Source organism: Pedobacter changchengzhani, from assembly GCF_004354365.1.
GTDB classification, from domain to species: Bacteria; Bacteroidota; Bacteroidia; order Sphingobacteriales; family Sphingobacteriaceae; genus Pedobacter; species Pedobacter changchengzhani.
The window spans coordinates 37,785-50,719 of sequence record NZ_SJCY01000012.1; the positions used below are offsets into that span (position 1 = coordinate 37,785).

General features: G+C 36.1%; 10 protein-coding genes and 1 pseudogene. 4 read left to right on the top strand and 7 right to left on the bottom strand.

The features are described 5' to 3' along the window. Window positions 1-77 precede the first annotated feature (77 nt). From kduI to EZJ43_RS14790, 7 genes are all read right to left on the bottom strand, one after another. Window positions 78-917, bottom strand: a complete 840-nt coding sequence (kduI, locus tag EZJ43_RS14755; protein ID WP_133263486.1) for a 5-dehydro-4-deoxy-D-glucuronate isomerase — start codon at window positions 915-917, stop codon at window positions 78-80. Window positions 918-1,193: 276 nt separating this feature from the next. Continuing rightward, window positions 1,194-1,715, bottom strand: a complete 522-nt coding sequence (locus EZJ43_RS14760; protein ID WP_133263487.1) for a DUF2911 domain-containing protein — start codon at window positions 1,713-1,715, stop codon at window positions 1,194-1,196. Between the two features lie 329 nt (window positions 1,716-2,044). Next, complete coding sequence (locus tag EZJ43_RS14770; protein ID WP_133263488.1) at window positions 2,045-2,428, bottom strand: hypothetical protein; 384 nt, start codon at window positions 2,426-2,428, stop codon at window positions 2,045-2,047. An 83-nt stretch (window positions 2,429-2,511) separates the two neighbouring features. Further along, on the bottom strand, window positions 2,512-4,209 hold the full coding sequence (locus EZJ43_RS14775) for a sodium:solute symporter (protein WP_133263489.1): 1,698 nt from the start codon (window positions 4,207-4,209) through the stop codon (window positions 2,512-2,514). Between the two features lie 101 nt (window positions 4,210-4,310). After that, window positions 4,311-6,785: a PIG-L family deacetylase gene (locus EZJ43_RS14780; RefSeq protein ID WP_133263490.1), complete on the bottom strand. Its 2,475-nt coding sequence runs from the start codon at window positions 6,783-6,785 to the stop codon at window positions 4,311-4,313. A gap of 204 nt (window positions 6,786-6,989) precedes the next feature. Then, entirely contained in the window at window positions 6,990-8,492 is a 1,503-nt protein-coding gene (locus EZJ43_RS14785; protein WP_133263491.1) for a malate:quinone oxidoreductase, read from the bottom strand. A 285-nt stretch (window positions 8,493-8,777) separates the two neighbouring features. Continuing rightward, window positions 8,778-9,182, bottom strand: coding sequence for an OsmC family protein (locus EZJ43_RS14790; protein WP_133263492.1), 405 nt, complete (start codon window positions 9,180-9,182; stop codon window positions 8,778-8,780). A 165-nt stretch (window positions 9,183-9,347) separates the two neighbouring features. Between EZJ43_RS14790 and EZJ43_RS14795 the strand changes: the two genes are divergently transcribed. The 4 genes and pseudogenes from EZJ43_RS14795 (at window position 9,348) to EZJ43_RS14810 (ending at window position 12,743) form a co-directional block, all read left to right on the top strand. Beyond that, window positions 9,348-10,652 carry a short-chain dehydrogenase gene (locus tag EZJ43_RS14795; protein WP_133263493.1) on the top strand — a complete coding sequence of 435 codons (1,305 nt, stop codon included), beginning with the start codon at window positions 9,348-9,350 and terminating at the stop codon, window positions 10,650-10,652. A 91-nt stretch (window positions 10,653-10,743) separates the two neighbouring features. Beyond that, entirely contained in the window at window positions 10,744-11,262 is a 519-nt protein-coding gene (locus EZJ43_RS14800; protein ID WP_133263494.1) for a transposase, read from the top strand. After that, a pseudogene (locus EZJ43_RS14805) lies at window positions 11,253-12,098 on the top strand (IS3 family transposase); the annotation flags it as partial. The gene EZJ43_RS14800 and the pseudogene EZJ43_RS14805, both read left to right, overlap by 10 nt. 54 nt (window positions 12,099-12,152) lie before the next feature. Then, on the top strand, window positions 12,153-12,743 hold the full coding sequence (locus tag EZJ43_RS14810) for a hypothetical protein (protein ID WP_133263496.1): 591 nt from the start codon (window positions 12,153-12,155) through the stop codon (window positions 12,741-12,743). The last annotated feature ends 192 nt before the right edge of the window (window positions 12,744-12,935 follow it).

Here is a 12,935-nt window from a genome sequence, read left to right on the forward strand (position 1 = left end):
TAACCGTGATTTTAATCCCATTAAACATTTTCTCTAATATTATTTTCGAGAAAAAAACTCAATAAAAAATGAAAATTTTACCTCAATTCCGTTATTGCGCAATGATCCATGTCGCCATAATCGAGGTTTTCGCCGGCCATGCCCCAAATAAAGGTATAATTACTTGTTCCTGCGCCAGCATGGATAGACCAATTTGGAGAAATTACCGCTTCGTTATTCTGCATCCAAACATGCCTAGTTTCTTGTGGCTCGCCCATAAAATGGCAAATGCTTTGCCCTTTTGGTACTTCAAAATAAAAGTAAGCTTCCATCCTTCTATCATGGGTGTGTGCTGGCATGGTATTCCATACACTGCCCGATTTTAGTTCGGTCATACCCATTTGCAACTGGCAAGTTTGTAGCACGCTGTTTACCAATAGCTTATTAATTATTCTATGATTAGCAGTTTCTGGCGAACCCATCTCTACAATTTCTGCCTCAGCTTTACTCACCTTTTTAGCAGGATAAGCTTTGTGCGCTGGTGCAGAATTAATATACAATTTTGCAGGCTGGTTCTTATCTACCGATTCGAATGAAACCGCTTTCGTTCCTCTACCAATATACAAGGCTTCTTTATAGTCTAGCTCAAATTTTTGACCATCTGCAGTAACAATTGCCTTACCCCCAACACATATAATACCCAACTCTCTGCGTTCTAAAAAGTAATTCGCTTTTAAATCGCTGGGATTAGGTAAGTCTAATTTTCCATCAACAGGCATTGCACCGCCAACAATATATCTATCAAAATGAGATAAGGTTAAATTTACTTCGTTCGCTTCAAAAATATTTTCAATTAAAAAATTTTCCCGCAACGTGGCGGTATCCATTTGTTTAACTTCTTTCGGACTTTGCGCGTAACGGCTTTCGAATTTATTCATTAGTTTAAAATTGAGATTTAGGAGAGATTTAACGATTAGAAAATTCTAAACCAAATATATTTATAAAATTGAGACATTTATTTTTATACTCAAATTTCCTTTTTCTTTGAGATTTTTTTTTTAAACTTTCTAATTGTAAAGATTTGGCTATTCTGAGATTAGCGTTAAACTTTTAAAACAGATTAATGGAAAATTAAAGGGTGTTTTAACAATGTTAAAACACCCTTTAAGGTTTATTTAGGTACCAATTTCAGAAACGAATCTAACCAAATCAGCTTACTTTACCATCACAGGAACAGAAATTTTATCCCATTCTAAAGCAAAATCATTTTTGTTTATTTTGTAAACTAATCTTTCTTGAGTTTGTGCCAAAGCTTTTGTTTTAACATCAACTCTTAATTGATCTTTTGCTTCTTCATATTTGTAAGCACCCCATTGTTTAGGCTCTTTGTTAAATATTGCAGTCCATGTTCCACTCTCTCTAGGAATTAAAAAGAAACTATATTTACCTGCAGGCAACGTTTTCCCTTGCACTTTGATGTCTTTACTGGTTTCGAAAGTTGTCGCATCATTTGCACCAGCGCGCCAAACTACATCGTATTTTTCAAGTCCGCCCCAAATTACTCGTCCTTTTACTGCCGGACTGCTATAATTGATGGTGATTGTTGCTTTGTTTATTACACCTGTTGCAACTTCTGCCGGACTTGGTTTTGGTTTTGCAGCATCTTGTGCCATTGCGCTAACTGTAATACAAATTGCTGTAGAAAGTAAAGCGATAGATTTGATCATTGTTTTCATATTGTATATTTTATCTGTTTTTAATTATATAATTTGTTTATTTATCTTTTATCTGAAATTTAAAAATATCTCCTTCCCTTTCAACAATCTCCAACCCTTCTAGTATGTTAAAAAAATCGTCTTTAGAATAGCTAAGAACTCGAAGATTATTTTTTAAGATAAACTCCGGTACAGGTTGAATGTGATTCTGAAACACTATTGGTCTATTACAATCACACCTTGAATAAATTGAATGACCTCCTTTCTTCCGAACGAACACACACTGTGCTAATTCTAAAAAAGACTCAAACTGCGCAACAGAGATATTCTTCAATTGGCGAATCGTCATGTTAGATCAGCGCAAAGCCGAAATTTGTTTCACTGTGTACAATATCCGGTCGCTCCAATAATTGTTTGTAGGTATCATTGTCTAACAACATATCTTCCTCACTAGGAGGATTAATGCGTTTTTTCGTTTTATTTGTTGTCCAGCCCAATCTTTCTAACTCAGCAAAAACAGTTTTGTTATTATCTGTATAATCAACAAATGCATTCAGTGTAGTTTGAAAAGAACTACGAGCTTCATCTTCACTCTCCCCGTAACCGGTTAAATCTAACGCCGCTGAATAATAGAAATGAATATCATCATCTATCCAGTACAGGAGATCTAACGTTATTTCTATTTTTTTATTTCCGCGATCATATACGGCATTAACTCTATTAGGTGCATCCATATAATTAGAATTTTTAAACAACAAAGAATTGCTTATACGTTATCAAATTTACTAACAAAACCAAAAACCAAGTTTAGCTATTTTCAATTATACGAATTTAAAGCTTTAGAACGATAAAACAGAATACCTATGAGTGAAAAGAGTATCACTGCAAACGCTCCAATCACATTTAACCAAAGAAATGACACTATATTGAATTTATAAACGGCGATAACCAAAATTTCTGATAAAATTGCTGCAAAAAACACCACAGGCCCTTTTATTTTTTTAAGATAAAATGCAACTAAAAATATACCCAATATTGGCCCATAAAACAAAGATCCCAATACATTTACGGCCTCAATAAGCGAACCCATTTGTGTGGCGAACATGGCTACCCCAATAGAAAAAATTCCCCAAGCAAGTGTATGGAGCCGACTGTATTTTAACTCGGTTGCATCATCAGGTTTATTTTTGCTAAATATTAAATGAACATCTTTTAAAGAGCATGCAGCTAAAGAATTTAGCGCAGCAGAAATAGAACCCCAACTTGCAAGAAAAATTACGGCAAACAACAATCCAATCATCCCAGCGGGAAGCGTACTTTTTACAAAATATAAAAAAATGTAATTGGTATCAGTTTTTTCGGCATTAAAATCCGATTTGTTTATGGCTTCTTCCACTTTTGTGTGTAAAGTGGCAACTTGTTTTTGTGTACTTTTAAAATCGGCAATGGTATTATCTAAATCAGCAGCATGTTCATCTTTTTCTAACAAAATTTGTTTTGATTGCTGGTTAAATTTCAACTGTAAAGTTTCATGTTCTTTCTCAAAGCCCGCAGCAATATTTGGTTGTGTCGCCTTTAAGTGTTGATAAGATCTTTCGTTGAAATAAATTGGTGCTGGTTTTAAAGAAAAGAACGCAAAAAGTAAAGCGCCGATGAGCAAAATTGCAAACTGCATTGGTATTTTAACTAACCCATTTAAAAGTAAGCCAGTTTTTGCATTTGTATTGTCTTTAGCGGTAATGTATCTACCCACCTGACTTTGATCGGTACCGAAATAAGATAACGCCAGAAAAAACCCGCCAATTAAACCACTCCAAATATTGTATTTATCTTTCCAATTAAACTCCGTTGTAATTACATTTAGCTTGCCAGATTTGCCCGCCAAATAAAGCGCATCTTTAAAACCGATTCCATTGGGCATATTTTGAATTAATAGATAACCAGCAAACGCCATTGTGCCTAAAATTATAATAAACTGAAGCTTTTGCGTATGTGCAATAGCCTTTGCCCCACCAACATAGGTGTAAATTAAAAGAATTCCTCCTGTTAAAATATTGGTTAAATAAATGTTCCAGTTTAAAACACTTGATAAAATAATACTCGGTGCGTAAATGCTAATTCCGGTTGATAATCCTCTGGAAAACAGAAAAAGTAAGGAAGTTAAAACACGGGTTTTTTTATCAAACCGTTGTTCTAAATATTCATAAGCGGTGTAAACATTTAACCTTTGAAAAATCGGGATAAAGGTGATACAGATTACAATCATCGCCAATGGCAACCCAAAATAATACTGCACAAAACGCATTCCATCGGTGTAGGCTTGTCCGGGTGCCGATAAAAATGTAATTGCACTGGCTTGGGTTGCCATAATGCCCAAAAGCACAATGTACCATGGCATTTTATTATCTGCTTTTAAATACGACTCGTTACTTTTTTGGCCTCGGCCGATGTAAACACCGTAAGAAACAACTGCAAAAAGCGTAAAAATAAGTACACACCAATCAAAATTACTCATGCCCAGTATTTAGTGAATAAGTAATAAAAAACAATTTGTGCAACTAAGATTAATCCTAGCAAAATGTACCAACCCGTCCAACTTTTAAAAATATTCTTCATTTATTTCCCTGCGGATAAAAAATTAAAAAATAACCTTGCAGCACCTACATTGGCCACGGGTAATTGTCTGAAAAAAGCTAATGGCGTATAAATAAAATTTCCTTTTCCATATTTTGCATATAAAGTTGAACCCAAAAGTGGTGCTTCTCCAGTATCGTGCATTTCGAAAAGCGTTTCGTAGCGTTTATCCCACGTATCAGGGAAATAAGCGCCACGTTCCTGTATCCAACCTTCAAAATCAGCAGCAGTAATTTTATTTGGATAATCTAAAAGGCGGTTATTTGGATTAACTATTTTTACTTCCGAATTTTCTTCAGTTACCCGTTTATTGGCAATATTAAATGGATAAATACCGAAATTTTGCAAGGCCATATCTTGCGTAGTATTGTACTGCATTACAATTGTACCGCCATTTTCTACGTAAGAACAGAGTGCTGTTTGCCAATTTTTAATTCTTTTTTCGGTATTGATAACCCTCACGCCAGTTACAACGGCATCATAAGAAGCCAATTTATTTGGGCTCAATATATCAGCTTCGCTCAGAACATCAACCTGCAAACCTGCCTGGGTCAAAAATTCAGGGATAAGATCGCCAGCACCAGCAATATAGCCGATTTTTTTTGCTGTAATTTTAATATCATCCTTTAAAATAAATGTTGTTGCAGCTGTAAAATACTGTAAAACTGGTAAATGTGGATATTGAATTAAATGTTGTGTTTTGCTAAATGTTTGATTATTCACTTCAAAATAAGCCGCAGCAATTATTCTTTTTAATTTAAGATTTGCAAGCATCGATTTAGTTATTGGCACATTAACATTGGTAACCTCGTTGGCTTTTAAACTAATGTGATCCAACGAAGCTGATGTTGATACCCCATCTCCAAATTTCAATAAAATTTTTCCATTACTTACATCGCTATTTGATTTTAAACGAAGGCTGACTAGTAAATCTTTATCATCAGTTGCAAAATAAACAGACTCTGCAAATCCAATTTCTACCGCCGGTACTATGCGCAGTTGTTCTACAATATCACCTTTAACAGGATCTAATTTTTTGTAGGATAAAGGAAGATTAACCTCCAATTGTTGTGAACCCACTTTTAGCGACAGTTTAACCATTAACGGCGATTCCATTTCGGGCAAGCCAATTAAAGTATCGTTGGGCACACTAAAAGTTGCGGCATTTTTAGCTCCCTTTGATAACCAATAAGGCTCAGTTAAAGTTGCGTTGGTAGGAATTGTGATATTGTGCGTTAAAGTAAACAAAGAATCATCGGCCAGTTTAAAGTTTGATATTTCCTTTTCGTTTAACCAATTTATACTTTCCAAAACAATCGGATTTTTAGTTCTGGAAATTAGATTTAACTTGAAATTATACTCACCTCCGGCAACCGCCTCAGGTTGATTGGTAACCACTTCGCCCATAAAACCCGCACAGCTTAAAATAATATTATTTAGGCACTTAAGTTTATCATTACGAAGATTTGCATCTTCAATTTGATTAACTTTTTCTCTTACCTCAAATAGTGAGGGTAAACTTAAATCAGGTCGATTAAAATTAAAATTCGATACAATTTTATTAAGCATTACATCCAGCTGGGGTAATCCTTTTTTCGTCCAAATTGTATCTACTCCATCAAATAGCGAATTTTTTATGGGTTGGCCTGCAACGAGTGTAAAATATTCAGTTTTAATTCCAGGGGTGGAAGGTGTACCCGCACCTTGACTTTTATGCAAACTCCTGCTCAATCCGGCTAACTCGCCATAACCCATCCCCAATTGCGGATCGTATTGGCCAACAGTAATTTTAAACTGATTTTCTGCCGTTGTATTTACCGAGCCGAACCTAAAAGTATTCCATAACAAACGCTTAGGTTGCCAAACACTTACATATTTTAATTGACTGGGAAATGAGTTTTTATCGGCAGCTAACTTAAACGCTTTTTCTGCCACAACTGCCGAAGCTGCATGTTGACCATGACCGGCAGCAGCTGTTGGTGGAAAGCGACATATAATAACATCGGGGCGAAATTTGCGGATTACCCAAACTACATCGGCGGTTAAGCTATCAACATCCCATTGCTTAAAAGTATCATCTGTATTTTTTGAGAAACCAAAATCAATTGCCCTCGTAAAAAACTGCTTTGCACCATCCAACTTTCTGGCTTCCAAAAGCTCGTGTGTTCTAATTAAACCAAGCGCTGCACCTTGTTCTGTACCTAAAAGATTTTGCCCACCATCGCCACGGGTAAGCGATAAGTAAGCTGTTTCTACATTTTTATCATTCACCAACCAAGATAGCAAACCAGTATTTTCATCATCAGGATGTGCGGCAATGTACAATACTTTCGGTATGTGCTGGAGTGTTTTAATATCCCTGAAAATTTCGGATGATTTAGCAGGCCGCACTTGCTGTGCCATACAAAAAACACTTAAAAAAGAGAGGTAAACTATTCCACTAAACGATTTGAACATAAAATTTGCTTTATAAGTTCAAATATGATGAATTTGGTTTTAGTTTAGGTACCAGAAAACAAAAAAGGTACCATATTAAAATAATTTGAATATCACATTAGCCACAAACCAGCTTGAAGCTCTAAAATTTTTTAGCATAACTTTTTAACTCACACAGTTAGCGGGACACTACCCATCAACTTTTTTTTTTGTGCAATGGTTGCGTTAATTAATTTTTAAAGCCTTTGATGTTCTCGTCCTTGTAGATTTACAAAGCGCTGCATCTGTTGCAAGATCTATCCCATAAGTAGGAATAATTTCTTTTATTTTTTGTTGCCATTCGGCGGTTTCCATTTCCTTTTTAAAACATCTGCTCAGCAAATCCAACATAATCGAAACTGCTGTTGACGCACCAGGAGAAGCGCCAAGTAATGCTGCAATAGAACCATCGGCTGCATTTACAACTTCAGTTCCAAATTCCAACATACCGCCACCACTGGCTTTCTTTTTAATTACTTGTACCCGTTGTCCGGCATTTTCTAATTCCCAATCTTTCAGCTCAGCTTTTGGTAAATATTCTTTTAAGGCTTCCAATCTATCCTCGGGCGATTGCCTAACCTGATCTATTAAATATTTTGTTAAATCGATGTTATGCAAACCAGCAGAAATCATTGGCCTGATATTGTTAAATTTAATTGATTTTGCTAGATCCATAAAAGATCCATTTTTTAAAAACTTAGTCGAAAAACCTGCATACGGACCAAAAAGCAGTGCTTGCTTTCCATTTATAGTTCTGGTATCTAAATGTGGTACTGACATTGGTGGCGCACCAACTGCAGCTTTACCATAAACTTTTGCATGGTGCGCGGCAATTATCTTTTCATTTGTACATTTTAACCATTGGCCGCTTACCGGAAAACCACCAAAACCTTTGCCTTCTTCAATGTCTGCTTTTTCTAATAAAAGTAACGATCCACCACCGGCGCCAATAAAAACAAATTTTGCGGTACGTTTCCTTTTCTTGCCAGTTTCTAAATTTTTAACTTTAACCTCCCAGTGGCTGGATTCATTTTTCTCTAAATCCCGTATCTCATGATCAAAAAATAAAGAAACATTTTTTTGAGTTTTTAAATAAGAAAACATGTCGCGGGTTAAAGAGCCAAAATTTACATCAGTACCCAAATCCATACGGGTTGCCGCAACTTTTTCGGTTTTTTTACGTCCATCCATAATTAGTGGCACCCAATCTTTTATTTTTTCTGCATCGTCTGTAAATTGCATATCGCTAAACAAGTCACACTTTTGCATGGCTTCGAAACGTTTCTTTAAAAACTCTACATTTTTTTTGCCCCAAACAAAGCTCATGTGTGGTATGCTTCGAATAAAATTCTCGGGGTTTGATATTAATCCCTTATCAATTAAATAAGTCCAGAATTGCTTAGAAACTTCAAAATTTTCGGCAATGTGCACTGCCTTCGATATTTCTACTGTTCCGTCTTTTTTCTCTGGTGTATAGTTTAATTCGCAAAATGCCGAGTGGCCTGTTCCGGCATTATTCCACGCATCCGAACTTTCGGCAGCAGCAACATCTAAGCGTTCGTATATTTCTATGCTCAAATCGGGCTGTAATTCTTTAAGTAAAACACCCAATGTGGCGCTCATTATACCAGCCCCTATTAAAATTATATCTGCGTCAGTTTCGCCAACTGTCTTATTCTTTTTTGTCATTTTATATTAAAGGAAAATGCGAATTTAAATCTTTTCGAGCAATTACCAATTTCACCGTTAAAATTTAAAAATAATTGCGGAAAGATGATAAATTTTGGGTTTACCTACCAAATCAACTATTTAATAAGATGAGTTTGATAATTTTACCGAAGAAATGTAGTCTTTCTTATCGTTATTCTAAGGCTCATTGTCATGCTAGCCCGATGCATCTGGAGAGGGTAACGGACCGTCGAGCCAAAACATTCTTTAAGGCCTTAAAATCAATATTTAATTATTTAACTCAGCTTAATAGTTAAAGGTTATATTTTGCTTAATATCTGGGTGCAAACTATTTGCTACAGGGCAGGTTCTTGCAGATCTTTCGATAATTGCTTTTGTTTTATCAGTATAATCGTGATTTGGAAATTGCAAATTAACCACAATTTCGACTACCCTACGTGGCTCAGTTGCCATTATTTTTGTTATTTCTGCAGTTGTACCGTCAATATTGAAACCATGTTCGTTTGCTGCAATGCCAACAATCGTTAACATGCAATTTCCTAACGATGTAGCCAATAAATCCGACGGAGAAAATGCCTCACCTTTACCTTTATTGTCGATTGGCGCATCTGTTATGATTTCGCTACCCGATGCTAAATGAATGGAATTGGTTCTCAATCCCCCATTATAAGTAATTTTTGATGTCGCCATAATTTTCTTTTTTTGCAAACTTAACTTTTGCTTGTAAAAAAATAAACTTTTCGATGCCCAATTCTCATTTTTTTTATAAAATGACGGAAAAATTAATTTTTTAAATATTCCAGACCGAAAATCTATTTTAATTCGTATTATTAGGGTTAAAATTTTTCCACTTTTATGAAATACTGTATATTATTGATTTTTGCTTTTTCGTTGGCAGGCTGTTCAAAAGAGAAAACAGACGATGTTTTACTGGAATTAGACCGCGTAAAACTTAAAGAAAACTTAAACTACGATAGAATTCTATTTTACAAATTCGCTAAAATTGCCTTGCGCGCTAATGCCGTGCAAGACACAACGCTTAAAGAATATCAGCTTTTTTCTGCAAGTTCAAAAAATCTACTCAGCAACTTAAATAACGTAAAAGTAGACAGTGGGCAGGATATTTCTGCCATCGACGCTTTACGCATGTACCAAGATTACCGAAATGTAAAAAAGTTTGTTAAAGTAACTGATGAAGATATTTTCCCGACTTTAATAGAAAGCTTTAATACCTTATATGGAGAAAAGGGAACACAAAACACGCTGTTAAGTGGAGAGAGCAAGGTTTATAACCAAAATGTAGAGCACGCCATTTTAAGTGTGGCAACTTTAGCAGCCAAAAGCTTTGGGCCAGAATTGGCACTTTACGAATGTTCTAAAACGCAACCCGAAAACTTAAAAGATAGCGAAGAGAAAACTTTGCTAGAGTTTATCAGAGGTTTCCTTTTTTTTAGCAATAACTTACTTTACCTATCGGAGGATGGGTTTTCAAGGAATATTACCTGGTTGGAAAAAAATAAGCAAATTCCTCTACCTTTTACCAAAGCCTTTTTCGGTTGGAGAAACCTGAGCGATAAGCAAGCTAATATCGGATTTCACGGGATGAACTGTTTGTTTAGAGGTATGGACCGATTAAGAATGGAGCGAAAAATTGACGAAGAAAGGGCACTAAATGATTTCGAACTCTTTATAAACGACGCCCATAAGTTAGGTTTAGAGAGCGAATTGGTTTGGATGGTAGAAAGCTATTTATACCTAAAAAGAGAAAAACCAGAATTGGCTGTGGTTCCTCTCGGCAAATTAAAAAATAGTCCACTATTAAGCAATAGCGAAAAAGAGGCAATAGAAAAAACCATAATTTACTCGAAAAACAGAGAAACTGGCGACAAACTGAATGGCGTTTACGATAAAGCCATCATTTCAAAAATTGCTACAAAATATATGTTTTCGATACTTGCAAAAATAGACTGGGAAACACTTTTACGAGAAAAAGGCGTACCAAATACCAAAGAGATATTTGCAACATTGAGAAAATACGATACTATAGCAAAAAAAGTGGAAAGCTATTCAGAAAGTAAAATTTTAGATGATGGTAAAAAAACACTGGAAGATAAAGGTAGAGGGTTGTTAGAAGATGCTAAAAATTTGTTAAATCGTTAGATGTTTGATTGGTTAAATTATCTTGGTCCGATTTTTTTTGTTCTGGTTTTGGACTGACCCCTTAAAGTTGGACACAATTTTAAGGGTAATTATGAAAAAAAACAGGAAGCACAGCGTTGAGTTCAAGCTTGAGGCAGTCAATAAAAAAGCGCAAGGAGAGTCAGTGAGTTCTTTATCGAAAAGTTTGGGCATCTCCCCCTCACTGGTATGGAAATGGGTTGACGAGTATACAACCTTTGGTAAAAGCGGGTTCCTAACCAAGCAGCAGGAGCGATATACAGTGCAGTTTAGGATGGATGTGGTGAGTTATCACAAACAAAAAGGGATATCTTTGCGTGAGAGCTGCATGCGCTTCGGCATCCGTTCCCAGAGTACTCTTTACTGCTGGCTTACGACATTTGATCAATATGGATGTGAAGGGCTGAAGGTGCGGTATGAAAGCATCCCGAATATGGAAAGAAGAAAGACTGAAAGAAAGATTATTGAAGACCTTTCAAGGTTAGAGGAACTGGAAAAGGAGAATCTTTACTTAAGAGCGGAGAACGATTTTTTAAAAAAGCTCGATGCCTTGACCCAAAAAAGACAAACACCGCCAAGGAAAAAGCGCTAGTGATTTGTGGGCTGAGGCGGATATATCCCTTAGATGTGCTCTTGTCGGTATCGGAGATGCCAAGGAGTAGTTATTATTACCATGCCGGCAGATTCATGGCCACCAGCAAGTACGGTATGGTGGAAAGTGAGATAAAGGAAATCTACCATAGCAATAAGGGAAGGTACGGGTATAGGAGGATAACCTTGGAAATGAGGAACAGGGGGCATGTGATCAATCACAAAACTGTTTCCAGGCTGATGCGCCTGCTGGGCATCAAGTCCCTGGTCAGGGGAAAAAAATATGTTTCCTACAAAGGGACTACCGGGGTGGCGTCGCCCAATATCCTGAAACAGAACTTTAAGGCGGAACGACCGCTGATGAAATGGGCGACGGATGTCACAGAGTTCAGGGTCATGAACAAAAAGGTCTATCTGTCCCCTGTAATGGAACTGTACAACGGAGAAATCATAAACTACACGATTTCTAGCTCTCCCAACTTCGGGCTGGTCAAGGGCATGCTGGAGGGGGCGGTAAGGAAGATCAGGGGCAAGGATAGACCGATACTACACTCAGATCAAGGCTGGCATTACAGGATGAAAGAGTTTAGGCAGATACTCGTTGAGAACGGAATCACACAGAGCATGTCCAGAAAGGGCAATTGCTACGACAACGCCGTGATGGAAAACTTCTTCGGAACGATCAAATCGGAAATGTTCTATATGAAAAAATACACTTCTGTGGAGGAACTTGAAAAAGAGATAAAAGAATATATTGATTATTATAACAACGACAGGATCAGGTTAAATCTAAATGGAATGAGTCCCGTGAAATACAGAATAAAAGAAAAATATTAATCATTAGCTTTGTCCAACTTTAAGGGGTCAGTCCATAAAAATGCAAAGGAAAAAATGAAAGAAAATCCTGATATTTTTGAACAGATTAAAACAAAGTACAAAGCAGATATGGCATTGCGAAAAGCATTGCCCGTTAATTATTTACCTATATTTATTTTAATTGGGGTAGCCATATTTCAATTTTACCTTTGCGCAACAGAATGGCAGGTAAACGAAAAAATTGAATACACCTATTTCGCTATTTTATTTTTCACTTGTACGCTTACTTTAATTCCAGAAGCAGTAAGTGATAAGAAAATGGGTAAGTCGGCCGCTATTTTAATAACCGTTATATTCTCGTTAATCATTTCTGGGTTATATACAATCAACCCCATCCCCAAAATTTTCTACATCGTAATTTTTGCGTATTTAAATGTAATTTATCACCTCATTTTCGCTAATCAAAAGCAAATAGAAAAAAATACCACCAGCGGTGGCTGTATGTTATTGCTGTTTATTTTAGTTATTGCAATTGCATCTATTTTAGCGTTCAACTCATCCATGTTTAGGGTTTTCGCCAACAAATACAATATGTATTATTTCTTCAATGGGCTTTATTTTATTGCCATGAGCTGGATAAATTATAACACGCAAAAACACGTTTAATAAATTCGATCATCAACAACTACAGTATTGCACCTAGCGTTTTTGTTCCTCCTAAAAAAAAATCGGCAAATTGCTTTAGGCTTTGCGACCAAAAATAGCAGTACAAATTCTGATTTTTTAAACCGTATTGCAGCGGCATCCTTTTTTGTTTTTTTAGTCATCCGATGAATATTGGCACGTTGCATATATTCA

Bases quoted from the DNA above. Each gene is read 5' to 3' on its own strand.
- EZJ43_RS14770 (WP_133263488.1), bottom strand. From the start codon at position 2,428: ATGGATGCACCTAATAGAGTTAATGCCGTATATGATCGCGGAAATAAA.
- EZJ43_RS14790 (WP_133263492.1), bottom strand. From the start codon at position 9,182: ATGGCGACATCAAAAATTACTTATAATGGGGGATTGAGAACCAATTCC.
- EZJ43_RS14760 (WP_133263487.1), bottom strand. From the start codon at position 1,715: ATGAAAACAATGATCAAATCTATCGCTTTACTTTCTACAGCAATTTGT.
- EZJ43_RS14795 (WP_133263493.1), top strand. From the start codon at position 9,348: ATGAAATACTGTATATTATTGATTTTTGCTTTTTCGTTGGCAGGCTGT.
- EZJ43_RS14800 (WP_133263494.1), top strand. From the start codon at position 10,744: ATGAAAAAAAACAGGAAGCACAGCGTTGAGTTCAAGCTTGAGGCAGTC.
- kduI (WP_133263486.1), bottom strand. From the start codon at position 917: ATGAATAAATTCGAAAGCCGTTACGCGCAAAGTCCGAAAGAAGTTAAA.
- EZJ43_RS14775 (WP_133263489.1), bottom strand. From the start codon at position 4,209: ATGAGTAATTTTGATTGGTGTGTACTTATTTTTACGCTTTTTGCAGTT.
- EZJ43_RS14785 (WP_133263491.1), bottom strand. From the start codon at position 8,492: ATGACAAAAAAGAATAAGACAGTTGGCGAAACTGACGCAGATATAATT.
- EZJ43_RS14810 (WP_133263496.1), top strand. From the start codon at position 12,153: ATGAAAGAAAATCCTGATATTTTTGAACAGATTAAAACAAAGTACAAA.
- EZJ43_RS14780 (WP_133263490.1), bottom strand. From the start codon at position 6,785: ATGTTCAAATCGTTTAGTGGAATAGTTTACCTCTCTTTTTTAAGTGTT.